We start from the raw sequence: 25,425 nt of genomic DNA on the forward strand, positions 1-25,425 counted from the left end.
TCATTAAACTAATGAGGTTGCCTTCGATTTAAAATTGTGAAAACCTACCCCATCAACATCCTTTTTAAACTGTTCAAATTGTGAAGCATCCATATTTTTCACAGGCAATCTAAATTCACCGCAATTGATGTCGATCAATTTCATATATGCCTTTCCGGTAGCAATACCACCATATTTACCCAGGAGCCTGATCATGTCAATAGATTGCTGCTGAAGCTGTTGTGCTTTTTTTAAATCATTTGCTTCAAAAGCATCGATCATGTCGTAATATAGCGGAGCAGCGTAGTTAAATGTACTCCCTACCGCACCTTTGGTACCCAGTACCAATGCCGAAAGCATGTTCTCATCACGCCCCCAAAGCATATCGTACTTCCCGTCTTTGAAGTGCATACAAGATAAGAAATCCATGAAGTCTTCGTGTGTATATTTTACTCCCGCAAAATTAGGGATCTTACCATCTACCGCATTTAGTAGGTCATACATCGCAAATCCAACTCCCGTAAGTACCGGAATATGATAATAATAGAAAGGCATATCAGGCACTACAGCTGCGATTTCAGCGCAAGCCGTAGCCAGCATATCTACATTGGCAGGTTTAAAATAAAATGGAGCAGTAAAAGAGATCGCATATAAACCTATTTGCTTTGCATAGCGCGCCAAATCCTTGCAATCTGTAATACTCGTACCACCTAAGAAGAGCATGACTTTAAAATCCTTGTCATCTTTGGTGCAGTCTGCCCAGGCAGAGGCCACTTGTTTCTTCTCCTCAGTCGACATAGAAACACCTTCACCAGTAGAGCCGCAAATGAAAGCGCCGGTTACTTTATTGTCTTTTAAAAAGTGGTAATATTTTGGAATAATAGAAGTATTTATGTTTCCATTCTCGTCCATTGGAGTGAAAGGTGCTGCAATTAAGCCCTTTAAAGGTTCGATAATCATTTATGGTAAAGTTTAATAATCAAAAATATAGTAATAATTTAATTGTCTGACATAATAAGTGTAATAATTATAATGCTGTCCGAAAAGATTAGCTTATTCTTTTCGGACAGCTCTATTTCATTATGCCTTAGTACTACCTAAGTCCCGGCATATCCTGGATTCTGGTCACCTTTCAGCGTTTCATCCTGGTTCATAGTGCTTATATCTATTGGCCATAGGATCTTATGGTTCTGTCCGGCGGTATTATCCAGTACACCTACTAAAGGCAAATCTTTTCTAAATACCAGTGGATTTCCGGAAGCATCCTGCATACGTCTCAGGTCATACCAGCGCTTACCTTCTCCCACAAACTCCTTACTTCTCTCATAGAAGATGGCGATTTCATTCTGTTCAAAACTGCCGTTTACGAACAACGGAGCCAAAGCTGGCGCAAAAGCACGGTTACGCACCGCCATAATTTCAGTTGTAGGATCTACACCTTGCTTGTTCTTCACCTCTGCCAACAATAAATAAGCTTCAGCTACACGATAAACAGGAAAATCATCAGAGAAATTACGGGCGCCCTCTACCACAGTTCCTGGAAACTTGCGCAAATTGGTAGCCCTGATCGCTCCTTTATTGAAATTCAAAAACGTAGCGTTTCCTCTCTTATCATTCGCTCCAAATTGATCATAAAGCTCAACTTTATACTCATAACGGATGATGGTACCACCACCGTTTACCTGCAATGGATCAGCAGGGATGGCCACACCTTTGTCATCCACATAACCACTCAGGGGGTCTGTAATCGCATAGATGAATTGACTATAGTTGTTTGTAGACTCGCCAAACTGATTCCTTAATGCCAATACGATTTCACTACTTCCTTTACTCGCTGCTATGCTGGCAGATTTAAATACCGCGCTAAAGTCAGTTAATAAAGTATGTTTAGAGATCACATCTTCCAAAGCAGCCCTGGCAGTGGTGAGGTCAGCAGTAGTCGTAGTCGGTGCAGCACCATCAATTTTTACCTTTGCAGACCATAAATACACCTCTCCTTTCAGCATTTGCGTTGCAGAAAATGACCATTGTGCTTTCTGAAACTTAACTGTGTAGTTGGTTCCGAAGTTAGTTACAGACTTATCAATATCACTTTTAATAAAATCAAGCGTCTCTTTTTCAGTCTTTGTGCGTGGCAGATACATCTGCTGTGCTGAAGTAGGTTTGGTCAAAAGTATAGTCGGTTCTATAGCCAAAGGCACCCTTCCAAACGTACGGTATAGATGGAAATAATAATAAGCTCTCAATCCATATGCCTGTCCCAGGTAGTAAGATTTATCTGCTGCAGTTAAGTAATCTGCTTTTTCAACCTGATAGATGAAATTATTCACCTGAAATATCGCTGGATAAAATCCAGACCATCCGCTAATGCCCGGACTAGATTCCCTGATGTCCTGATTGATCACACTTGCAGAATTCAGTGAAGCAGTACCTGTAAAACTGGTTCCGGTTTTCAACGTTCCTCCACGCAATTCACCAAGCGTGTAAAAGGTAAACTGAAACCCTCTCAATTGCGCATGCAATCCGATCATGGCACCATCTACCTGTGCCGTATTTTTCCAGAAACTTTCACTTGCGAAATAATCCTCCGGAGCCAGCTGTAATTTATTGCACGATGTAAAAGTCGTACTCAATGCTATGGCAATAACGCCTATTAATATCTTCTTCATTGTCGTTTTTCTAAAAAATAAATTGAACACCAAAAATTATTGTCCTTGGCAAGGGATAACCGCCACTTCCTGCGCCACCAGTACCGATACTGCTGCTCTCAGGAGAATACAGTGTAGATTTACTGAAGTAAACCAGATTCTGTCCACTCACTGAGAAGTTAATTCCTTCACTTTTTAAAGCTGTAGTCCATTTAGCAGGCAGCTTATAGGTCAGGTTGATCTCCCTTAAAGCCAGATAATCTGCTTTGTTGTAGAACATGCTTGATTCCCTAAACGTATTGTTTTTGTACAGCTGATCAGCCCAATAGTAAGTAGGATATTTAGCATTAACGTTTTCAGGAGTCCAGGTATTGAATACCTCAGACGTGGTGTTGAAAGTACCCTGAGCATTACTCAAGAACCATGTTCTTGGACCATCATAAGCCACAAAACCCAATGCATAGTCAAATCTTGCACTCAATGTAATCCCTTTCCAGCTTGCATTAGCACCAAAACCACCAGTCCAGCGAGGAAGCGTCCGGCCCTGATACACGCGATCAAAACTATTGATCACACCATCACCATTCACATCTCTCCATTTCACATCACCCAGGGCAATTGGGAAATGCAGGTTTTTATCAGCAGTGCTCATGGCATTGTATACATCAGGGTGTACCAATACCCGCGCACCGATTAAATCCCTTAGCTTTAAGGCATAAGAATCCAGGTCTGCCTGTGTTCTGATGATGCCCTCAGCCTGGTAAGCATAAGCAATATTCGGATCCTGTCCCTCTTGGAGGCCACCAACCCAGATCAGCTCTTTACTATTTGGGTCATATACCTGAAAGCCGCCTTGTCTGTTATTCGGCAATCCATTGCTAGGTAATTTCAAAATCTTGTTGGCATTGTAAGCCATATTCGCATTGAAATTTACATTCCAGTCGTTGTTGCGAAGTATATTGTAACTCAAATCTACCTCCACACCCTGGTTCTGCATATCACCGTTATTTGTGGTGATAGATGTAGCTCCAGCCGTAGCAGGGAAAGTTAAATCCGCAATTTTATCACTTGTAGTACGGTGATAATAAGCGATAGAGAAATCTATTTTGTTTAACAAGCGTGCTTCTAAGCCTACTTCTTTGGTAATCAGACTCTCCCATCTCAAATCAGGATTAGGTAAAGCACCAAGACTCAACAAATAACCAACACTACTGTTGTATTTATTAGAACCGTAAGATCCCTGCAACGTATAAGCACCAATACCGCCTACGTTACCATTGGCACCATAACTGGCCCTGAGTTTTAAACTGTTTACCACATTTGTCATCGGCTGAAAGAAATCTTCCTTGGCAATATTCCATCCCAAAGAGATCCCCGGGAAACTTCCCCAGCGATTGTTGATCAATCTTGAGTAGCCATCGCGTCTGATGGTAGCAGTTAACAAATACTTTTCATCATAATCATAGTTTGCGCGACCGAAGAAAGACAAAATACGCTGGTTAGTATGATAAGTGTCGATACTTCTTCTGTCTTTTTCAGAGCTTGTATACTGTAGATCTGTAAAATCGTCAGTCGGGGCCCCACTGCCAGAAGCAGATAAACCCTGAGCATAAGTATCATAATATTCCGTACCACCCATTACATCCAGATGATGCTTCGAAGCTATAGTTGTATTGTAGTTTAATACTGCATTGTAGGTTTGACTCAATTCCTTGTCAAAAGAAGCTGATGAAGACCGTGCCCTGCTGTAATTGTTTGGGCTAGACAAATAATCCTTATCAAACGATTCGTAATTGCCCTGGTTATAGAAATAATTACCACTAACCCTCATCGATAAGTTAGATAGAAAATCTATTTTAAAAGCCTGCGATAAAGTAAACTTATCAGTATTGTTTTTTCTGATGAATTTATCATCATTTACAGCCGGATTTCCGTCTCTAAAATCTCTACCTACCAGCAGCTCCCCTTTTTCATTCATGCCACGCATGGTCGGAGGCGCACCTAAAGACCTGGTCAGGTAGTTACCTTCACTATTGGTCACCGCATCTCTCCATTTCGCATTGGCAAAGTTTAGCCCCGAAATAGAAGTCAGCCATGGCTTTACCTTGTATTCACCGTTCAACACAAAAGTCAGGCGCTTATAATAAGTGTTGATTGGCATACCCTTTTCATCATAATGACCTAAACCCGCATAATATTTCCCCTTCTCATTGCCACCAGTCATCGATACATTGTAATCCTGGGTCAAACTATAGTCCCTCAAAGCATAATCGCTGTAATTAAAATTCTTATAAATGATTTCTTTATTCGTACCATTTACATCATATGCTCCGGCGGCGTTGGTTTTCAAAGGATCCATCATTACCTGCCATCCTTTAGCCAGTAATTCCTCGTTGATGCTATTTCTAAACATCGGACTCCAAACTGCAGCAGCATTCAGGTTTCCGTCCAATATATTACCAGCACCATCCTTATAAAGGTTTCCAGTACCAAAAGGCCCGGTGGTGTTCAACTGCGTTAAGCGGTTAGGCTCATATTTCCCAGAGGTTTCAATAGCTTTCCTCGACCAATAGATGTAATCTTCGGCATTCAGAAATTCGAAAGGAATATTCAGTTTGTTGATACCTACTTTAGATTTAATAGAAATATTTGAAACCCCTTCTTTACCTTTTTTGGTAGTGATCAAAACCACACCGTTACTCGCTCTGGCGCCATATATGGCCGTTGCTGATGCATCTTTCAGTACCTCAATAGATTCAATATCATCCTGATTGATGTCGCTAAATCCAGACCTCAACAAACCGTCTACGATAACCAATGGCGAACCACCACCGGTATATCCGGTACCACCACGTAATACGATGGTTGGCGTAGCGCCCGGGCGACCAGAAGTCTGCTGCACCCTTAATCCTGGGATAGTACCAGCAAGAGCTGATGCAGGGTTAGAACGTACACCTGTTTCCAGCACTTTATTGTCCAGTTTAGAAACAGAACCCGTGATCTTTGATTTTTTCATGGTACCATAACCGACCACCACTACCTCATCTAACCCCTGGGTATCTTCTTCCAGTTTTACATTGATGGTAGTCTGATTACCAACAGTAACTTCCTGAGGCAAATAGCCGGTATAGGTAATTACTAAAACATCTCCCTTATTTGCAGAGATATTAAATATACCATTGGAATTGGTAGAAGCCCCATTCTTAGTCCCTTTTACCACTACACTGGCATTCGGAACACCGAGGCCACTTTCGTCGGTGACCTTTCCGGATAGTTGAATGTTCTGGCCCATAGCTGTAAGCATGGTTAAGCTTACAATAAATGTCAGCAGGACTTTGCTAACATAGTTTTGGTAAAGTCTTTTCATCTCTTATTGGTTAGAATTACAATATTATGTTATACATAATATACTAAGTTGAGTTTTATAATTCTAATTTCCAAAGATTTCAAGGTTAATTTTTTCTAACAATTTATGCGGATTCATTAAAAACTGCTTTCCCATATCTAAAAATGCAATTTAATATGTATTACATAATTTAAAAAGAAATCACATATCTTAAGTGTTATTGGTCAGAAGATTATGAAATGGCAAGTGAATGTTCCAGAACGGAAAATTCCAATTAGCAATTAAATCAGGATCTAAATATTGATTATTTAGTATTGCTCAATACCACATGTTTGATATTTTTCCTGTCGAAGGTATAAGTGATGTGTACCTTACCATCTTTAGTTTGGATGATTGCGGGGTAACTATACTCCTTTTTAGCATCACCATTTTCCAGGATAGCAATATCCGTCCATGTTTTTCCATCTCTGGACATGGCCACATTTAATTTGAATCGGCCATTAAACCAATCTTTGCCGGGTACATCGGGATTGTAAACGATCAACTGTGTGCCGTTTTTTAGAGTCAGCGCATCAGTTCCGGAGTTTGGGTTCAGCAGCGAAGTCTTACTGAGCGCACTCCAGGACTTACCATTGTCGGCCGACCAAGATTCTACTACCGTCCTCTGTTTGCTGCGGCAAAGCATCTGCAGCCGCTTTCCTCCCTCATAAAAAAGAATGCTGGGCTGTATCACATCCAGTGCAGACCCATGATCTACCGGGATCAGTTCCCAGTTTGTGCCATCATCCGTAGACCGCTCTATGTGTGCCTGCCATTTCTCATTGGTTTCTGTACTAGATGGAGATAAAATACTACCATCCTTAAGCTGCACAGGTTTGTTTTTTATCGGCCCTAGGATGCCATCTGGCAATCGACTAGTGGCAGACCAGCTCCTGCCATTGTCATCAGAAGTTTTCATCATACCCCACCACTCTCTTGGATTGGGCCCTGCTTTATAGAATAGAAACAACTTTCCGGAATTTGATTTGAACAATACCGGGTTCCACAATGGAACAGCCACAGTATCTTTCATTTCACCTTCAGCCGCCACCCAGGGAGCCAGCCATTTACCCTTTTCCAGTCTGGACATCCAGATTTTCACATCCTTACTACCTTCATAACTACCACCAAACCAAGCTACCATTATTACACCTGGTGTTGTTTCTACCAATGTAGAAGCGTGACATTGTTTAAAAGGAGCATCTTTGAAGATCAGTTCTTCGCGCTCTTTTTTCCAGTCAGGCTTTGGTATTCTGGTAAACTCAATCGAATTTGATTTTATGAAAAACACCCCGTTGTTACCATTTAGCGGGAAGAAATAGTCATGTCCCATGGGCATTGCTGCACTTAGCACAAATAAACCAACGGCGGTAGCTTCCGCACCTTTTACAGTAAAATTTATATTAGGTTTATCAAGGGCACTTATCTTTTTCTGCTTGTCCTTATTTATGACGGTCAAATTAAATCCAAATGCATTGTGCTTGATAGCATACTCATTCTTTTGCAGCACCACGGTATCCTTGCTATCATAAAAGGCAAATTTTTTCTGTTCATTCCCTTGCCCGTATACTCTGATATTCAAGCTAATGATACTTACTATTAACAAAAAAAAAGCTTTCTGAGACGTCATAAAATTAGATTCTTGCGTTCAAAGTAGCCATTCAAAAATACAACTCCAAAAAATATTTACCGTAAAGATTGATCTGCCTGCGGAGTTTGCAGGTGATCAGGTTCAATGCTGGATCTGTATGGCTTCTGCCAATGGTGATCTCGTGAGTGACAGTCAGTTTGTAGGTGCGCTGACGGTAGTAGCGTGATGCATAAAAAGGTGCAGTAATCCTTTCTGGAAACTGCACCTTTTTAATTTTTAAATCAATTGAAAAACATAAAAGTCATATGGGAATTCTAACTAAGGGAATATTTGGCGGATTTGTAAACAAAACCGGCCCTCTGGTGGGACGCAATGTGAAAGGACAAAACTTGATCACTGGTTTGCATCATAAAAGCAACAAGAAAATTAGCATAGCCCAGCATAACCAGAATTTGAAGTTTACGTTGGTAATAGAATTTCTAAAGCCAATCAAGGGTCTTATTGCCTCTGGTTTTAAGTATGTAGCTAAAGAAGGTATAGCTTTTAATGAGGTAGTCTCTTACAATTTCAAATGGGCAGTAACTGGTAGCGATGGTACTTATCTAATAGACTATTCTGCAATGTTGTATAGCAAAGGAGGTCTTGAAGGTTCGCTAAATCCAAATGTAACATTGACTGATATTGATAAATTGCTGTTTACATGGCAATTGACCAATCATTGTGATTACAATGATGAAGCTACTTTTTTGGTTTATAGTGAAGATAATAAATTGTTTTCCTCTGCTGTAAATGCAGTAAAACGAAGCAAATGTGAGTTTTTAATGGAACTGCCCCGAGGTTTTTACCCGGTAAATTGCATTGTTATATGAGTTTCCAGTCTAGTAAAACCAAAAAAGTCGGTAATAGTGTATATCTAGGTGATTTAATAGCTTAAAATTATGGGAAAATTAAGCAGTGGTTTATTTGGTTCGTATACTGGAAGGATTGGTAATCTTTCTTTTACCAGAGGAATGAACAAAATGTAGTGCGCACCATAGGGAGGAATAAAGTCCCTCCAAGTACTGCTTAGCTGATTAACAGCCAACAAATGGCGGTCGCAACTGCTTTCGTACAATCGGTATTGGGCTTCATTAATATTGGTTTTAAAGTGGTTGCTGGTTATGAAAAGCGTTATCCCTTTAATATGGCAGTTTCTTATCATAAAATGCATGCTTTAATGGGCGACTATCCAAACGTGGAAATTGACTATAGCAAAGTCATGCTTTCACAAGGCAATTTACTCCCGGCGCAACAGTCACTCGTATCTTTGATACCTGAGAGATTGCGGTTTAGCTGGTTTACTGATCCATTACATTGGGACCAGAGTGACCTGGATCAGGTGATGCTCATGGCTTATTTTTCTGCTTCCAAACACGCAATATATATGCTCGCTGGTGCCGTGAGGTCTGCCGGATCTGATATTCTGAAGATTCCTTTGGAAATGCAGGAGGGTTTTGTGGAAACTTATATTTCCTTTATCACCGAAGACCGAACCGCAGTTGCAAATAGTGTATATACTGGCAGGGTTTATTTATAAACCCTTACCCAGTCTACTTCCATTTTGAAAGGTAAATCTGTATCTATGATTTTCCCAGGCCACCCCGCACCGCCAGATTGGTTTAATATTAGGTAAAAGGGTTTGTCGAAAGGCCATTCTTTGGAGGTCGTATTTGTAGGTTTTGTATAGGTATATTGTAATGTTCCGTTCGTATAAAACTGTATCTCGTTCTGATTCCAGATAATGCTGTAGGTATTGAAGTCATTTTCGTTGTAAGGGACACTTTTTGTAGCGGTGCTACCGCCATCTGCACCAGTTACCTGTGCGTTATGAATGGTATGATGAATTACACTTTCAGTATTTACATGTTCCATAATATCGATCTCGCCGCTTTTTGGCCAGCCTCCATAGGTGTTTGATTCCGGCATCATCCAGATGGCAGGCCAGGAACCTTTGCCTTTGTTGAATTTTGCCCTTACCTCTACTTTTCCATAAGTGATACTAAATTTTCCGGAGGTTTGGATTCCGCCTGAATGGTATGGAATATCGTCTCCTGAAATGACTTTGTTGTCCATTCTTAAAACCAGGTTCTTCCCATCTTGAGAAACATAATCGGAACTGGCTGTTAGGAATTTGGCCCATGCAGGCTGCCATCTTTTACAGTAACTCCATTTGCTGGTATCAAAATCTCCAGTTTTATTAAATTCATCAGAGAAAACAAGTTTCCATGATTTGGAGGATACCTTTGGGGTTTGTTTTTCTGTTCTTTGTTTGTTTGCGGTTTGTGAGAACAAGGGTGTTGAAAGGGATAAAATAAGAAATGTAAAAAGAATGATTCTGGTGTTTAATAAGTTCATGTGATGGATTAATCTTTATAAAATAGCTTTAAATAGTTCAGTTTTCTTAAACAACAGACAATGAAGTCTTAAATCAGTTCATTATCTGTTGAGTCTAAGGAATTTAATTATTATTGTTTTTCCAGATAGAAATCATCACCATATACGGTTCCGGAAGCAGCCTTGTAAAAGTATACTGTTGCGGATGTGTTGGTGGCGCCAGTAGTGAAGTTTACCCCTCCCAAGCTATAATATGTGGTATTTATAGAATACCCTACCTGAGTACCGCCATAGGATTTGACTCCGATGGAAACACTTTCACCGGCAGCCGATACTTTGGCATAACCGGCAAACCGATAAGCGGTATTGGGTGTCAGGCCAGTAATCACCTGCTCTACCGAACTTTGAGCGCCAGTTTGTTTTATTGATTTGGTACCTGATCTGGCATTGCCGGTTACAATCGAAACTGTGCTTCCCCATGATGTCCAGGGGCTGAGTGAAGCACCTTCAAAACCTCCATTTTCTACCTGTGACAGCTTATACACCCGTACGTAATCTACCTGCATGCTGAACGGAAGGTTGGAATTGGTGATTGGACCAGGCCATCCGGCACCGCCGGCCTGGTTAAGAATCAGATAGAAAGGGGCATCAAAAGGCCATTGCTGCCAGTTGGCACCAACCGCTTTAGAATAGGTGTATTGCAATATATTATTAACAAAGAATTTGATACTGACAGGACTCCATTCTATAGCATAGGTATTGTAATCGGCCTGGGTATAGCTGGCGCTGTGCGTTGCGGTACTACCTCCGTTTGCATTGGTTACCGAAGCATTGTGAATCGTCTGATGCATCACTGTTTCGTTATTTACGTGTTCCATGATGTCAATTTCTCCACTATTTGGCCAGCCGCCGTATTGGACGGGGCTATCAGGCATCATCCAAATGGCTGGCCACGAGCCTTGTCCAAGTGTGAATTTGGCCCTGACTTCTATTTTGCCATATTTTACATTGAATTTTCCATTAGACTGTACGCCACCGGAATGGTAAGGCACAGCATCTCCGGCGATCGTCGCGTTGTCCATCCTTAGGACAAGGTTGGTTCCGTTTTGTGATGCATAGGTGGGCGTAGCGGTCATGTACTTATTCCAGGCTACAGTTCCGCGTGGACTATATTGCCAGTTATTGGCATTAAAACTACCGGAAGTGTTGAATTCATCAGCCCAGATCAGCTGATAAACAGGTGTGCTCAACAATGCAACATTGTTGGTGGCTGATATGGTTTCCGGTTTATCTCTTTCCGTTAATTGTTGCTCTGGTTGTAGGCCCTGTTTAGTACAGGAAGTGATAACTAAAGTGGTGAACAATAACATGATCACATTTTTACAATTTAAGGGGTTCTTTTTCATTAGATTTATATTTTAGTTAAAAATTGATTGCGATACCAAAAAGGTCGTTTCCGCACATCAACACTAGACCTACCTTGTTTCATTATGTTATACATAATGAAACAAGGTAGCTACTGTAATTCTATAATCCAAGAAAAATATTTTTTATATTCTACTAAATCCTTTTATCTTTAAAGAAATAGCCCTCTGGTAGAATTATATGTTTCAACACATAACATATTCACTATCAAAGGCTAGGAAGTCTAAGGATTCAATGCGATGTCAGCTAATCTTCTGAGACTGCACTCCCTCCTGGTTCAAGTTGATGGGTAGCATCAATTTTTACAGGCATTGGGGCATTTGTTTTCTTTAGCCAGTTTAAAAGTCCTTGTAACATCTCGTCTCTTTTAGCTGGATTGATGTTTGCCTGATTTTTTCGTTCGCCCTCATCATCTTTCAGGTTGTATAATTCAATGGCATTATTGGTAGTGATTTTGTTTTTTCCGCCGTCTAAGAGCCATTCTTCATGATAAAGCAGGATTTTCCAATCGCCTTTGCGCATAGCGGTAACGGGTCTTGTCCTGAATATACTATCTCTTCCTCTGATTACAGGGTTATCTAAATACCCGGGGAAATGCCAAAAGATTTCTTTCCTCTGGGTGTTTTCTTTATCGCCATAAAAGATAGGCAATAGATTTTCACCGTCCAGGTTTATGTTTTTATTGCCCGCCAGGGCTAAAAATGTTGGGTACAGATCCAGGTTTATGATGGGTGTATTATTGGTTGTCGAGGGTTTGATGTATCCTGGCCAGCTGGCAATAAGCGGTTCGCGGATGCCTCCTTCATAATAGGATCCTTTATTGCCACGCAAAGGTTCCTGAGATGAGGCCTGGGTCGCTCCGTTATCGCTTGTAAAAATGATTAAGGTATTTTTATCCATACCAGAATCTTTCAAAAACTTCATCAATAGCCCTATACTAGCATCAAAATCATAGATGCACGCTGCATACATCGCATCTTTATTATTTAAACCCTTTGCTTTGAATTTGGCCAAAGTGGCGGGCAGTGCCTCTTGCGTGCTATGGATGGCATGGTGCGCCAGGTAAGCGAAAAAAGGTTTTTTATCATTTGCATTGATAAAATCGATAGTGGCATTGGTCAGGGAGAAAACACCTTTGGGATCATCGATACCTTCTATTTTTTTATTTGGGTTATTGGCTCTTTCGTCAGAGTATACGTCAAATCCCTGGTCTTTAGGTGTTGATCCTAGTTTATTACCCAAATGCCATTTACCAAAAATACAAGTCGAGTAGCCTTGTTTTTTTAAAGCTTCTGCTATGGTTACAAAAGCTGGTTTAAGGCCGGTTGTATTTTTAACAGGCACCATTCTCATGAGGTTTTTAGGGCCTCTGGTGGTACTGCCTACAGCATAGACACCATGACGTGGCCCGTAGGAGCCGCTGAGTAAACAGGCCCTGCTTGGTGCGCAATTTCCAGCTCCTGCATAGGCATTGTTAAACACCATTCCGCTTTTGGCAAGGGCATCAATATTTGGAGTTTCAAATTTATCACTGCCGGTAAAACCGCAGTCTTTGTAGCCCATGTCATCTGCAAAAATGAGGAGTATGTTGGGTTTTTGCTGGGCTGCTGCGATTGCAGGCAGTCCCAACAAAATCAAACAAATAGTTCTTATGCTGTAGCTTCTTAAATTCATTTCGTCAATTTGATTACTGTTATGTAAGCTCAATTTATCACTTAATGATTAGATCCGCAACTATTGGCAAATGATCAGAACTCAGCTCGCCGGTCATTACATAAAACTTTTCAACCTTCCATTTTTCTTCAGACCTATAAAAAATATAATCAATCTGCTTAGTTGGGTCTTATTGCCAGGGTTCCTGCTGCGAGCCCCAGCGATTTGATTAAATCTCTTCTTCATTTGTGTGTTTATGTTTACCTAACCTAGTTTTCTGTCTGATATAAAGGGTACAATGGGATAAATGTAACTTTCCATTTTTACGCCTAGTTTTTCTGGGGATGAGCCGACAAAAACAGACTTTTTGCCCCTTATTTTAATTTTTCCGTTATGTTCTATCTCGATCATCGCCCATATCGGATCTTTGTACGGTACGGTGTATTTTATGTTTGGCTTGGCCTTAACTACTTCTGCAGAATACCTGATCTCTTTATAATCATCGCCCAGCCAGCTGTAAGATGCGCTATTGATCTGCACATAATGAATGTCATTGATGTGGTTATAGTAATCCTGGTGGTGGTGACCGCTGAGCACGAGAATTACTTTTTGTCTGCCAGCTTTTTGATTGGCTTGTTCAAAGGTGTAGCGCAATAAAGTGCCGTTTTCTAAACCACCGGAATCATTATCGATCCCCTGATGGCAAAAAATAATAGTCAGCAAAGTAGTAGCATCCAGATCTTTCTTTAACCAATTTAATTGTGTTTGAGAAATATATCTTGCATATCCTTTCGGACGGTCCGGACTTTCATTGTGTTCATTTCCATCGAGTTTAGTATTAATAAACAAATAAGTTATTTGAGATTACTATTTGCTTTCTATAATGAATCTTCTATAAAGTCATATATCACACCTGTTGGTATAGCTAAAATACTTGTTCTGCTAAACCTGGCGATGTTAATTCCGTAAAACCTGCCATAGGTATCAAATACTGGTCCTCCACACTCTAATGCAGAAATTGCAGCATCATGTGTAAATACGCTCTTAAAATCATCGAGCCTGATACTTTTGCCCCCTTCAATTTTATCAGCCGGATGATTGCCTCTTACCGGCACAACAGTGAGTGCTACGGGAAGACTATACGGCACACCTTTGCGTATACCCTGAATAGAAATTGTATCACCCGGGGCATATTTCATGATCTCAGCACCATATTGTGGCGGCTGACTAATCGGAGTACCATTAATACCAGTGATCTGATCTTGTATTTCTAATTTCTCTGCAGCCGGACTACCTGGCGTAATCCGTGTTAAGATAATTTGTTGATTGATGAAATTCGCATTTGCACCAAAATAACCAGAACTAAATTTCCGAGGCAACGAGAAGAATTGACTACCAAGTACGCTCACCCTGCTATTTTGGCCAGGTAGAGCCGAAAGCAGAAACTTTCCAAGTTCATTGAATTGAATAGCCAATGTATCCTTTAGCATCCCCGCTGTAATACCTGTTTTGAGTTTCTTGGGTAATTGAAGTAATACAAGGTCGTTGCTTTTATCACGGGCAACGATATCGGCCTTTATAAACTTTCCTGAACCGAGATCGATCATAGGGTTGTTGCCAATCAATGTACTTTTACTAATAACAAAACTACCACTTTTGGTACCGCTTTTTAAAGGCAATTTATCTAGCATGAATAAGGTGCCTGAGGCTTGTTGTTCTTTGCCATTAAGTATACTTTTAACAACTAAACTTGTTCCTTTGAATTTGGATTCCAGACTCAAAAATTGATCACCTATTTTTTCTAATGCGGGTATGCTTATGATATTGCTAGCTAGAGGATCTGATAAAACATCGTCTTCTTCGGTTGGTAGTTTCTCGTAGTCTATTGGTTTATTTAGAGCAGTCCAATATTTTCTATACAGATCGACGGGTACTTCAAAGTTAACATCTTCAGGTTTATCTATTCGGCTATGAAGCGCTATAACGCGTCCCATATAGTCAAATAAAGGACCTCCGGAATCGCCGGGTTCCATTTTGCAGGTAGACTGCACGAAACCCCACTGGGTCATGGGCACAGAAATCCGACCAAATCTTACACTTGGCTTAGGCTGGCTTAATGTTTCCGGATAAGCGATACTGAGGCATGGTTGATTTTTCCTGAGACTCGATGACCAACCCATTTCTGCGAAAGACCATTTCCCATCGCCAATGATCTTCATCATGGCTACATCCGGCAGGTTCTGTCTCTCTTTGAAGCCTATTCTCCCTAAAGCAATAGCCATTCGCTCCTGACCGTCGGGGAAAAATACTTTATAAGTATTGCCAGGTATTGTAGCATGAGCTGCCGTAAGAATATGCCCCTCGGCAGTTACCACTACCCCACTAAACTGAGCGCTATTTTGCTGCTTCTTTACAGTGTCATATCCCCACATTCTTACGCTGGCAGAATAGGCTTTAGACAAAGCCCCGGAAGTAATCTTTTCCAGGGCTTTATGATCAAATGACTGACCGTAGGTCTTCGCACTAAAGGCGAATGAAGCAGAAAAAATGAATAGAATTAAACACTTTTTCATGAATGGTTGTCTTTAGAATTTAATTGAATTTAGATTCTTGTCCACTAATAATCCATCAACGGCCTTTAGTTCAAATTTAACTTTACGCTTGGCTTTTAATTTCAATATGAACAAATCAGAAGTACCTGTTAGTGCTTCCTTTTTTCCCAGGTTTACAAAAGTTGGATATAAAGATTTAACACCATTGGTATGCAACCTGTCATAAGTCAGGTTGTCCAGACTTTTCATATTTAAAGCTTGTACGCCTACAAATTCGTAATCCTGTGGATTGTATGGCAATGCAAAACTTAATGCGTTTACCGACATAAGATCAACGCCTTTTACCATAACTTCAATAATCTCATCTTTGTTATAGTTTTGTTTTGCAGTACTGATTTGAAGTTTGCCTGCCAGCTTATCAACTTTACGGTTATCAACACCACCCTCAAGTTGGGTAGCCATTACCGAAATATCATAAGCATCAATCAGGTTATTTTTATTGATGTCACCATTACTGATATAACCATCAAAATCTCCATCTCCTTTTCTCAATCCAGTATAATTAGTATAAGAAGTCAGGTCATTCTTGTCAATCAAACGGTCGTTATTGATGTCACCAGGAAGGTAACTTTCAGTACCCGGAACTTTGAACACATATAGCTCACGACCAGATCCATAATCGCCAACACCTGCAGTAACATTGATTTTGATGTAACGGGCGGATGGATGACCTGCAAAAGTGAAGATCTTCACTGCGTCTGTATTTTCCCAGTTAATCGGACCAGCTTCCGTCCAGTTTTCTTTATTGTTGCTATAGGACACTGTACCCTTCAATAAGATACCATTGCCTCTTCCTGAACGTGGCAGGTAATGGAATTTATCTAATTGATTAATGGTTTTCAGGTCTATGATCATATCAAATGGAACTGCTTTGGCACTATATTTAGTGTGCCATGTAGTGCTCTCATCAAAATCAAATAACTTATTAGTTCCTGCTCCACCTTGATTATCAACACTGGTTTCGGCTACAATACCCTGTATTGCAAATTCTAACGGATTAGATTTAGTAGTAGCTTTAATTTCTGTCCAGTCGGAATAGCCATCTTTGTTTGCAGCGCGTAGCTTAAATGTATATGGCGTGATCGCCGTTAATCCTTCGAATAACAATGTGGTATCTTTGATGGTAGTATAGTTCATCTCATTGAAGTCAATTTCATAGTAATCGGCATTGCTAACCTTTGTCCATGTTGGTTTTAATGTATATGCCTCAGTATTTTTGTCTGTAATGCGGGCATTTAATGGCGCAGCAAGCGGACCGGTTGATATGCGTTTCCTATCTGCAGGATCAAACTTAAAACCTTCAATAGTAGCAGTTACAGGATTTATCGTAATGTCTGTAGCACCTACTTTAACCAATACCTGAGGGTTTTTAGCAATGATTACCTTTTCAAATTCACTTCCTTTGGTAGAGAACCTGTTTAGATTTGGAGTGGCGTCATAGAAATATACGTTGTCTTTGCTAGCGAACTCTTCTTTTGATTTTGCTTCAACCAGTTTTACTTTGCTTTTTCCAATCTTAGCACTTATCTTTTTTGGTTTTGCTGTTACGTTAACGATAAATTCAGTTGCTTTTTCTTTTACAAAGCCATCAAAATTACCCTCAGCCGGACGAATAGTCACGATGGCACGGTTCTTTTTGTCGACCTCAAGTTCAACTAAGTTAAACACGCCTTTGCCTAATTTATACTGCTCAGTCATTCCGTCATCATCGTATTCTTTGAACGATGTTTTTCCCGCCGGATAAAGTTCGTAGCTGCGGATTCCTTTGTTGATCTCAGTTACGTTATTATTGGGATTGGTCATCGGGATGATGGCTCCGCTTTTAACGAACACAGGCAGTTTCCATAATGGAGCATCAAAGTTATTTACAATATTATTTCCAACGTATTTCTCACCGGTAAAATAATCATACCAGATACCTTCAGGAAGGTAGATTCCATTGCGGATGTCATTTCCTGTCTCATCTGACTGTGTAGCCTGGTAGATAGGCGCCACTAAGAAATTAGGACCGTATAAGAACTGATATTGGGTTGCGGTTCCCTGCGTATATGCATTTGGATACTCCAGGAACATCGCTCTGATCATTGGTAAGCCTGTAACCGCTTCTCTTGCGATGCTATAAGCATATGGCATCAACTCTGATTTCAATTTCAGGTAATTTCTGTTGATTGAAGTAATCGGCTCGCCTAATGCCTGAGGATATTTTTCATTAGAACCCCATCCATCCATATTTAGCTGCATCGGGGTAAAGGTTTTCCATTGGAAATCCCTGGTATTAATGATGGTATTTTTGCCACCAAATATACCGTCCATATCAGAAGTTATATTTGGTTGTCCGGATAATCCTGAACCTAAGTAAGTAGGGATATGGAAACGGATGTATTCCCAAACACCACCGGTCTGGTCACCAGACCAAATACCCGCGTAACGTTGTGTGCCTGCCCAGCCATCTAGAGATATAATGAAAGGTCTGGCGTCATTTCCATATTTAGGTATAATCTGACCTACATCGCTCACACCATTTAGTCCGAACGAGTAACCTGCCCCTACCCATGCTACGTCAGTTTTCAGTACACGTACTCCTGCATCTTTAACTTCTTTTATGATATCACGTTGTAATAAGGCGCTTACTTCTGGTTTAGGATGAAGGTCAGACTGTGTCCATAATCCTATTTGAACACCATTTTTACGTGCATAATCACCTAAGTTTTTCAGGTTTTGGATATTTCCATCCAAAGATTCTGTCTGTCCGTAACCAGCACCATATCCATCATTTGGAAGTATCCATCCGAATGGCATATCGGCATTTTTATACCTGTCTATAACGGCACGTGCAGAGAACTGGTAATTGTTCTTTTCACCATTAAGGGATTCTTTTTTGCCTCCGTTGTCTTTTTGACTTTCCTTATAGCGTTTGCCATCTTCAAATAAAATCCCTTTTTCATCTTCTTTCCAAAAATCCCTATTATAAGCGTTCAAATGGCCTTGGTAGAAACCAAATTTAGGCAACAACACGGGATTACCTGTCAGTTGATAAAAATCGTTCAACAACGCAGAAGCACCATCACCAGCCATAAAGAATACATCCAGATATTCAGTTTCGTGTGATAGTTTTACTGTTCCTTTTTCTTTAGCTCCGAAATCATATTTACCTTTTTTGAAGGTATACCACATGAAACCGTAGCCATTGGACGACCAGTAATAAGGGGCCGGAGAAGCTACTCCACCGTCTGTCCAGCTGTTTTGATTTTCTATGGAAATTGACTTTCCTTTATGTGAGAAACGCCCGTTTTGGACACCGCCACCGTAAAAATATTCCTGAGGGTTTTCTTTTAGTGTTAATGTTACTAATCCTTTTTCAAAACTAACCGGTGCTGCTTCTTCTAATATAACAGCTTTAGTTGCTTGATTAATGATCTTTAACAGAGTAGTATTCTTATCTATCTGAACAGTGATGTTATCTGTAGAGATTGTAACGATGTTATTTTCATCCTTTACATTTAGGTTTGAGACTGCCTTTCTTGGGTTTTCAACAAGTATTTTAGCTTCCGGCTTTGCTTCCGGATCACGCATGGTGCCACCGGCATTGTCCTGAAATAATCTGAAAATGTTATTACCGTAAAAATCTAACGTCAGCTTCTGATTATTTGAAAGTAATACCTCAACGACAGTTGAGCTGATTTTCTTTGCACTGATCACTTTCTGATTTTGCTGCGTGACAACTTGTGCTGTATGTGTTTTTAGTGTTGCGAATGCCGGAACATTGGGAATAATCAGCGGAAGTGCTAATGCCAGCAGAATTGCATTTTTTGGGTTGGGTTTCCAGTGTTTGTGTGTCATAATTCTTTTAGTAAAGTTTCTCGGAAACCCTCCATAGACAGACACCAAATCGCATTCAGACACAGGTCATTCAGGAAGTTTTCGTTGAAGCGGCCAATATAGAAATTATATGCGGCTTTTATTCCCGCGGAATTGTATTATTCTCGTAGGAATCTATACTAAACCTATATAGATTAAATGGCATTTAAAGTATTTTAATGATCATAAAATTTGTTTTTTATTTTTACCTTCATCAAAATTTTTAAATATGGAACATCAACAATCAGCACACGGACTCCAAATTACGCTTGTTTTACTAGGATTAGTAGTTATTATCCTTGCTACTGCATTTTATTTGTCATTCATCAGAAAAAACAAAACTCCACATTCAGGACATCACTAAGATCCTGAATGTGAATTAAATCAGTGCATTTAACTGCCTGTTTTTCATCTTAAGTCCCATCCCTTTTTTAACAAAGGCATCGAAATCTTTTTGTTGTCGGATTGCTTTTACGGCTTCATATCCAGATGCGGTACTTCTTATTTTATTGAGTAGATAAGTATCATCTTTTGCCAAATCATCCGCAGATAGTTCATTTTTCCCCAATCCCTTTTTAATTAATTCAGTTAATTTCATGTTGGCATAGACATGCAATGGGTGATTAAATACTTCCTCGATCAGGCTTTTATATAGGTTATTGATCCATTCTGCTTTTTCTTTCGTGTTAACCGTAATGACGCTAGTGTCTATGCTGAGGTGCTTCATAAAATCTCTGGCTGCTGAGTGAGTAATCAGACCTGCATGATAAGAATCTCTTAAGGTGTAGTCTATACGGTCTGCACACAGACCAGGCAGGTCCTGTTCAAGTATTGGAAAATTTCCATTTAAGATTTGATCGACATGATATCCATGCCAACCTAGTATTTCAGGTATATCTGAATTCTTTAGCATCTGTTCAAATACTTGTTCGTGGTAATTTTCTTCCGTATTACCAAAGACATAATCGCCTACATGCGAGAAAGCTGTATGAGAAACATCATGCAATAAGCCTGCTATTTGCTCCAATTCTGAACCTCCCAATTTTCTGATCAGAAGCATCACTCCCACTGAATGTTCAAGTCTTGTATGGGTGATATTAGGATTGACCAGAAAAATAGCACCACTCTGATGTATTCGTCCAAGCCTTTTAACTGCATTAGAGTTCAACAGATCGTCAAATATGCCGGGAAGTTCTGTTTTACCGTGAAAAATATCATTTACCAATATCATACATAACTATTTTATCATGCAATAATACTAAATTTATTAGTTTTATTTTAGTAATTTAGGGCATTGTTTTTAGTCAAATCGGAGTTTGTACTAAATTAAATAGCTAATGTGTTATTATAAAGGAAGTAGAATTCTTTAAAGATGATTGTTTTCCAGCGTTTCAATTTGTTTTCCAATTACATCTACCAGTTCCTGACTGATGTGATCTTTAGACTTCCATTTAAGGGTAGTGCTCCCTATTATTGGATAGATATGTCCGGTACGCTCTCCATTAATGTAAATCACATAATCTCCGGGTTTGGTTACTTCAACACGAATGGCCTGAGGTTCACCGTTAATTTCTATTGTGAATTCGTGCGGATTAAGATCCTTATTCTGTGTATTTTCCATGGTGCTGTGGTTTATTTTCTAGAAAACACCAGGCAGTTAACATTGTTTCATTTAAATAAGTATTTGATTAAATTTATCAATGATGAGGAAGATAATCCATATTGATATGGATGCATTTTATGCGTCAGTGGAGCAAAGAGATTTTCCTGAGTATAGAGGTAAGGCTATTGCCGTAGGCGGATCTCCTAATGGCCGTGGGGTAGTCGCAACCGCAAGTTATGAAGCACGTAAATTTGGAGTTAAATCTGCAATGCCTTCCAGACAAGCGCTGCAGCTTTGTGCTGAACTAATTTTTGTAAGACCTAGATTTGATGCTTACAAAGCTGTTTCTACACATATTAGAGAAATATTCAGCAGATATACGGATATCATTGAGCCACTATCTCTTGACGAAGCTTACCTTGACGTAACAGAAGATAAACTAGGTATTGGTTCGGCATTGGAGATTGCTAAGCAAATTAAACAAGCCATAAAAGATGAACTGAACCTTACCGCTTCTGCAGGAGTGTCATCAAGCAAATTTGTGGCAAAAATTGCATCTGACATGAACAAGCCTGACGGGTTGACATTTATAGGTCCTTCTAAAATAGAAGGTTTTATGGAAATGTTACCTGTGGAGCGGTTTTTCGGCGTTGGTAAAGTAACTGCAAAGAAAATGAAAAGCATGGGCTTAAATACGGGAGCTGATCTTAAAAAGCTATCGGAAGATGATCTAGTTCGGTATTTTGGAAAGAGCGGCAAATTCTATTTCAAAATTGTAAGAGGCATTGATGAACGGACGGTCAAATCCGAAAGGACAATTAAATCCCTTGCTGCCGAAGACACATTTGAACATGATCTGATTACGCCTGAAGAGATGCATACGGAGCTCAGTAAATTAGCAGACAAGGTCTCTTTGAGGCTTGCTAAGAATGAGCTTAAAGGACGAACAATAACACTCAAATTGAAATATAGTGACTTTAAACAAATCACTCGCAACCAATCATTTCCCAATCCTATAGGAGATTATCAGGAGATTTTTAATACCGTAATATCGCTACTTGAAAACGTTGATCTTCAGAATAAAAAAGTAAGATTGCTTGGGATTTCTATGTCGAATTTCGGTGAACTTGTCATGTATTCCAAATCAGGAAACTCCTACCAATTGGAATTATTTGAGTAAATCATCATCGTTTTACTATGTGTGACACGAATTTCATTTTGCAGAAACAATTGCATTATATATCTGTAATAGTATTGATTGCATTAATTACTTATATAAATGATTACGCTATGTGGTTTAAATCCACTAAACTATTAAAATTATGAAAAAATTAACTTTGACTTTCGCATTGGGTATCGCGGTGATGTTTGGAGCAAACGCACAGATACAAAAAGGGCACGTAATGATGGGTGCTAACATTAGTAGAATAAACTTTGGTCTGGATAAACCCAATGTCTTTGATCTCGAAATCAATCCGAAAGCAGCATGGTTTGTTCAGGATGGTCTGGCGCTTGGGGGTGATGTGTTGTTTGGATTGAGTACTCAAAAAGGTGGCGGCACTGATATCAACTATGGAATAGGTGCTTTGGGTAGATATTATGGAGCTACAGGTGCTAATGAAGTAGTGAATAATTCTCGTTTCTTTGGTGAAGCTACCGTAGGGATTAATGGTGTGAACCCAGCCCAAGGTGGGTCTACCAATGGGCTTGGAATCAGTTTTGGGCCTGGTTTTACTTATTTCGTTACTCCTTCTATTGGACTGGAAGGTTTACTTAAGTATAACGGTGTGGTTGGTTTTGGTAGCAGTGCTTATGCACATAAGTTAAGTTTAGGTGTCGGTTTTCAAATCTATCTGCCTGGTAAAAGTACCGCAAGAAAAGTAGAGCGCGATATGAACTAAACTGCTGACTTTCCCATCAAAGTGTAGAGAAAGTCAACAATTTTAATAATATACATTCTCAATAAACATCTATATATCAATAAGATAATGCTTATTAATTTTTTAGGCATGATTATGTAACATACTTATACAAGTAAGAGTCAATCATTACTTTATTTAAAAAAGACCCTAATATCCCTATTTATTAACATCCACAGAAGGCCGGAATATCCGGCCTTCTTGGTTACTGCGTATTTTCTCAGTTGATCTAATATTGCTCAATGGTTAATTTTGAGCAATATAAAATAGTGCTTATGATCATGAACATTAAAAAGGGACAAAAATCTACAACAATAAGATTTTTGCTGGGTATTTTAAAACTGCTTGCTTTCGTATTGTTTGTATTCTGTTTTTATCAGGCTTGTAAAATTACTTCAATCTAGCTGCTATCGCGCTACTCTTAAGAAATCCCAAGGCATTTTAGAACTGGTACGCTTTTGCTCTTCTATCAGAAATTTAGCAATCTGGCTGAGCGTATCTTCATTCTCACTTACCGTCCTGTCACCTAAGGCGACAAGTTTCTCTATGTTTGACGGGCTTGCTGCGTCCAAACCTTCTTTAATACTTTCGAGACTTCTTGGTTCTATTCTAATATAATTCTTTTCCTTGCCAGCTGAATGAAAAAGCTGCTGAAGAAAGAAATCACTTGTTTCCGCTACGCCACTCATCATGATATCAACCAACGCCGGAACTATCGCCATGGCACTGCTTTTTTTAAAATGGTCGTAATCGTAAGATTTCCTGGAGCGACCTGTCCCTAATGAAAATAAGTAAATATCATTTATTCTGGTCTGATTAAAAGCTTTAGTCACTTCAATTAAACCACTTAATGCGGGATTAGTTGCAAATACACCACCATCTAATAATGGATACCTGACATTAGCCAGGGAATGAATTTCTGCAACACTAAAATACGTAGGCGCTGCTGAAGTTGCCCGACACACATCACGAAGATAGAAATCCCTGCTATCACCTCTTGAAATGGCATTTTGTTGCCTAAAGAAATGTGTCTTTCGTAGTTCAATATTATAGGAACTAATGATACATGGTTTGATGAGCTGGCTTAGTTTTGTCTCATTAAAATAGTTGTGCAATACGTTTTCAAAAATTGCGCTATTGTAACGCTCCCCAGCGAGACCGAATTTAGCCCGTAAGCGTTTAAAAAAGCTCATTTTGAATATCTCGTTACCATGTTCCAAATAGAGATCCAGCGCTGCTTTAGCCGAGAATCTGGGTCTTGTCGGATGATCTTCAGAAGGACATAATAAAAGACATGTCAATATTCCTCCCGTACTAGTACCTGCGAAGAAGTCAAAGTAATCTACAATAGCTGCATTAGGGTTTTTACTTTCACGTTTTAATTTATCTTCAAGTGCAACCAAAAGCATTCCTGGAATAATTCCTCTTATGCCTCCGCCATCAATAGAAAGGATCTTCTTCATCATATATTGGGATTAAAGTAAATATATGTTACTTATTTTTTATACCCAAACAAGTAACGTGATTTGCAACTGCGTATTTACTCAGTTGATGAGAAAATGACCGTATGTTATCTTTGTTTTAAGAATTCTACTTCTATCAATAATTAAATGATGCGCTTCTCTTTAGTACTTTGTTTGCGAAATTATTTTCAATGATAGAATTAAAATATTATCACGCTCTATAAATATCAGATAATCATCTCCTATGAAAAACAAAAGCCAGAACGAATCCTGGCTTTTGTTTTTATTTAACATAAGGTCTGACTACTGATAAGTTGAATATTCCTGTTTTTTAATCTAATCCTTTGTTTATTTTGGTAAAGCCTCGACTGTAACGTGCATCCAATGTAAGGCTTCCTATATCAACACCTGCATTGATCACACCACCAGCTGTAAATTTCTTATAATCAAACTGTAATGGGCCTTCTGCTTTGTTTAAGGTATAGCTTAGATCTGGCCCGGCAGAAATTCTAAAATTGAGCGCTTCGGTGTTAATCAGTTTGTAACCAGCCATCAAGGGAATGTTTGCTTGCTTAAATTTAGGTTTGTAGTTATTTCCAGCATACGTATATTCGCTTTTGAAGGCCGTGTAATTTAGCTCAGGTTGAAAATAGAAATCATTACCTACTTTTGCAAATACCCCCAAATTATAACCTGCTTTTCCTTTTCTGTCTTTCACTTCTTTAAAGCTGGTCGGTAATGTGGCGTAATTGACTCCTGCTTTTAAGCCGAGGTTAAAACTTGATTGTGCATTTGCAGCGCCGATCGATAGTAAGATCAATACAGCCATTAGATAGAATTTGTTTGTTTTCATACTTTGTTTTTTAAAGTTATTATTCATTTGTATTTTGTGATTTGATAGTATGACAACGAGTTT

The 25,425-nt window shown here is 39.4% G+C and carries 19 protein-coding genes; 4 read left to right on the forward strand and 15 right to left on the reverse strand.

Annotated elements, in window-relative coordinates; all coding sequences use genetic code 11:
* Positions 1-3 precede the first annotated feature (3 nt).
* The 5 genes from FA047_RS05420 to FA047_RS05440 all read right to left on the reverse strand — a co-directional run bounded on the left by FA047_RS05420 (position 4) and on the right by FA047_RS05440 (position 7,868).
* The gene (locus FA047_RS05420; protein WP_136834944.1) at positions 4-939 is read right to left on the reverse strand and encodes a dihydrodipicolinate synthase family protein; all 936 of its coding nucleotides are present in this window, start codon (positions 937-939) and stop codon (positions 4-6) included.
* Between the two features lie 137 nt (positions 940-1,076).
* A complete protein-coding gene (locus tag FA047_RS05425) occupies positions 1,077-2,648 on the reverse strand; it encodes a RagB/SusD family nutrient uptake outer membrane protein (RefSeq protein WP_136834945.1) in 1,572 nt (523 codons plus the stop codon).
* A gap of 10 nt (positions 2,649-2,658) precedes the next feature.
* The gene (locus tag FA047_RS05430; RefSeq protein ID WP_205943239.1) at positions 2,659-5,994 is read right to left on the reverse strand and encodes a SusC/RagA family TonB-linked outer membrane protein; all 3,336 of its coding nucleotides are present in this window, start codon (positions 5,992-5,994) and stop codon (positions 2,659-2,661) included.
* 283 nt (positions 5,995-6,277) lie between these two features.
* On the reverse strand, positions 6,278-7,642 hold the full coding sequence (locus tag FA047_RS05435) for a sialidase family protein (RefSeq protein ID WP_225872639.1): 1,365 nt from the start codon (positions 7,640-7,642) through the stop codon (positions 6,278-6,280).
* Between the two features lie 31 nt (positions 7,643-7,673).
* Positions 7,674-7,868, reverse strand: a complete 195-nt coding sequence (locus tag FA047_RS05440; RefSeq protein WP_136834946.1) for a hypothetical protein — start codon at positions 7,866-7,868, stop codon at positions 7,674-7,676.
* A 40-nt stretch (positions 7,869-7,908) separates the two neighbouring features.
* Between FA047_RS05440 and FA047_RS05445 the strand changes: the two genes are divergently transcribed.
* Together FA047_RS05445 and FA047_RS05450 are read left to right on the forward strand one after the other, a co-directional pair.
* Positions 7,909-8,472: a DUF6266 family protein gene (locus FA047_RS05445; RefSeq protein WP_136834947.1), complete on the forward strand. Its 564-nt coding sequence runs from the start codon at positions 7,909-7,911 to the stop codon at positions 8,470-8,472.
* Between the two features lie 218 nt (positions 8,473-8,690).
* Positions 8,691-9,179: a DUF6266 family protein gene (locus FA047_RS05450; RefSeq protein ID WP_136834948.1), complete on the forward strand. Its 489-nt coding sequence runs from the start codon at positions 8,691-8,693 to the stop codon at positions 9,177-9,179.
* Here the strand turns inward: FA047_RS05450 and FA047_RS05455 are convergent.
* The 8 genes from FA047_RS05455 to FA047_RS05490 form a co-directional block, all read right to left on the reverse strand.
* A complete protein-coding gene (locus FA047_RS05455) occupies positions 9,170-9,997 on the reverse strand; it encodes a glycoside hydrolase family 16 protein (RefSeq protein WP_136834949.1) in 828 nt (275 codons plus the stop codon). The genes FA047_RS05450 and FA047_RS05455 overlap by 10 nt on opposite strands.
* A gap of 110 nt (positions 9,998-10,107) precedes the next feature.
* Positions 10,108-11,382, reverse strand: a complete 1,275-nt coding sequence (locus FA047_RS05460) for a family 16 glycosylhydrolase (RefSeq protein ID WP_136834950.1) — start codon at positions 11,380-11,382, stop codon at positions 10,108-10,110.
* A 265-nt stretch (positions 11,383-11,647) separates the two neighbouring features.
* Positions 11,648-13,075 carry a sulfatase gene (locus FA047_RS05465; protein WP_225872640.1) on the reverse strand — a complete coding sequence of 476 codons (1,428 nt, stop codon included), beginning with the start codon at positions 13,073-13,075 and terminating at the stop codon, positions 11,648-11,650.
* 243 nt (positions 13,076-13,318) lie between these two features.
* Complete coding sequence (locus tag FA047_RS05470; RefSeq protein ID WP_205943240.1) at positions 13,319-13,903, reverse strand: metallophosphoesterase family protein; 585 nt, start codon at positions 13,901-13,903, stop codon at positions 13,319-13,321.
* A gap of 29 nt (positions 13,904-13,932) precedes the next feature.
* Positions 13,933-15,627, reverse strand: a complete 1,695-nt coding sequence (locus FA047_RS05475; RefSeq protein ID WP_136834951.1) for a S1 family peptidase — start codon at positions 15,625-15,627, stop codon at positions 13,933-13,935.
* A gap of 12 nt (positions 15,628-15,639) precedes the next feature.
* Positions 15,640-19,506, reverse strand: coding sequence for a TIM-barrel domain-containing protein (locus FA047_RS05480; protein ID WP_136834952.1), 3,867 nt, complete (start codon positions 19,504-19,506; stop codon positions 15,640-15,642).
* A gap of 397 nt (positions 19,507-19,903) precedes the next feature.
* Complete coding sequence (locus tag FA047_RS05485; RefSeq protein ID WP_136834953.1) at positions 19,904-20,755, reverse strand: HD domain-containing protein; 852 nt, start codon at positions 20,753-20,755, stop codon at positions 19,904-19,906.
* Between the two features lie 135 nt (positions 20,756-20,890).
* Positions 20,891-21,145 (reverse strand): hypothetical protein, encoded by a 255-nt coding sequence (locus FA047_RS05490; RefSeq protein WP_136834954.1) that lies wholly within the window; start codon positions 21,143-21,145, stop codon positions 20,891-20,893.
* A gap of 82 nt (positions 21,146-21,227) precedes the next feature.
* Between FA047_RS05490 and dinB the strand changes: the two genes are divergently transcribed.
* Positions 21,228-22,307, forward strand: a complete 1,080-nt coding sequence (gene dinB, locus FA047_RS05495) for a DNA polymerase IV (protein WP_136835160.1) — start codon at positions 21,228-21,230, stop codon at positions 22,305-22,307.
* 142 nt (positions 22,308-22,449) lie between these two features.
* Positions 22,450-23,028 (forward strand): hypothetical protein, encoded by a 579-nt coding sequence (locus FA047_RS05500; protein WP_136834955.1) that lies wholly within the window; start codon positions 22,450-22,452, stop codon positions 23,026-23,028.
* Between the two features lie 425 nt (positions 23,029-23,453).
* On the opposite strand, the gene FA047_RS05505 is transcribed toward FA047_RS05500, so the two are convergent.
* Both FA047_RS05505 and FA047_RS05510 read right to left on the reverse strand, forming a co-directional pair.
* Positions 23,454-24,512: a patatin-like phospholipase family protein gene (locus tag FA047_RS05505; protein WP_225872641.1), complete on the reverse strand. Its 1,059-nt coding sequence runs from the start codon at positions 24,510-24,512 to the stop codon at positions 23,454-23,456.
* Between the two features lie 328 nt (positions 24,513-24,840).
* The gene (locus tag FA047_RS05510) at positions 24,841-25,362 is read right to left on the reverse strand and encodes a porin family protein (protein WP_169304319.1); all 522 of its coding nucleotides are present in this window, start codon (positions 25,360-25,362) and stop codon (positions 24,841-24,843) included.
* Positions 25,363-25,425: the final 63 nt, after the last annotated feature.

Source organism: Pedobacter frigoris (genome assembly GCF_005116445.1).
GTDB classification, from domain to species: Bacteria; Bacteroidota; Bacteroidia; order Sphingobacteriales; family Sphingobacteriaceae; genus Pedobacter; species Pedobacter frigoris.

Excerpts from the sequence above, each read along its gene's own strand:
- FA047_RS05420 (WP_136834944.1), bottom strand. The coding sequence starts at position 939 with ATGATTATCGAACCTTTAAAGGGCTTAATTGCAGCACCTTTCACTCCA.
- FA047_RS05425 (WP_136834945.1), bottom strand. The coding sequence starts at position 2,648 with ATGAAGAAGATATTAATAGGCGTTATTGCCATAGCATTGAGTACGACT.
- FA047_RS05430 (WP_205943239.1), bottom strand. The coding sequence starts at position 5,994 with ATGAAAAGACTTTACCAAAACTATGTTAGCAAAGTCCTGCTGACATTT.
- FA047_RS05435 (WP_225872639.1), bottom strand. The coding sequence starts at position 7,642 with ATGACGTCTCAGAAAGCTTTTTTTTTGTTAATAGTAAGTATCATTAGC.
- FA047_RS05445 (WP_136834947.1), top strand. The coding sequence starts at position 7,909 with ATGGGAATTCTAACTAAGGGAATATTTGGCGGATTTGTAAACAAAACC.
- FA047_RS05450 (WP_136834948.1), top strand. The coding sequence starts at position 8,691 with ATGGCGGTCGCAACTGCTTTCGTACAATCGGTATTGGGCTTCATTAAT.
- FA047_RS05455 (WP_136834949.1), bottom strand. The coding sequence starts at position 9,997 with ATGAACTTATTAAACACCAGAATCATTCTTTTTACATTTCTTATTTTA.
- FA047_RS05460 (WP_136834950.1), bottom strand. The coding sequence starts at position 11,382 with ATGAAAAAGAACCCCTTAAATTGTAAAAATGTGATCATGTTATTGTTC.
- FA047_RS05465 (WP_225872640.1), bottom strand. The coding sequence starts at position 13,075 with ATGAATTTAAGAAGCTACAGCATAAGAACTATTTGTTTGATTTTGTTG.
- FA047_RS05475 (WP_136834951.1), bottom strand. The coding sequence starts at position 15,627 with ATGAAAAAGTGTTTAATTCTATTCATTTTTTCTGCTTCATTCGCCTTT.
- FA047_RS05480 (WP_136834952.1), bottom strand. The coding sequence starts at position 19,506 with ATGACACACAAACACTGGAAACCCAACCCAAAAAATGCAATTCTGCTG.
- FA047_RS05485 (WP_136834953.1), bottom strand. The coding sequence starts at position 20,755 with ATGATATTGGTAAATGATATTTTTCACGGTAAAACAGAACTTCCCGGC.
- FA047_RS05490 (WP_136834954.1), bottom strand. The coding sequence starts at position 21,145 with ATGGAAAATACACAGAATAAGGATCTTAATCCGCACGAATTCACAATA.
- dinB (WP_136835160.1), top strand. The coding sequence starts at position 21,228 with ATGAGGAAGATAATCCATATTGATATGGATGCATTTTATGCGTCAGTG.
- FA047_RS05500 (WP_136834955.1), top strand. The coding sequence starts at position 22,450 with ATGAAAAAATTAACTTTGACTTTCGCATTGGGTATCGCGGTGATGTTT.
- FA047_RS05505 (WP_225872641.1), bottom strand. The coding sequence starts at position 24,512 with ATGATGAAGAAGATCCTTTCTATTGATGGCGGAGGCATAAGAGGAATT.
- FA047_RS05510 (WP_169304319.1), bottom strand. The coding sequence starts at position 25,362 with ATGAAAACAAACAAATTCTATCTAATGGCTGTATTGATCTTACTATCG.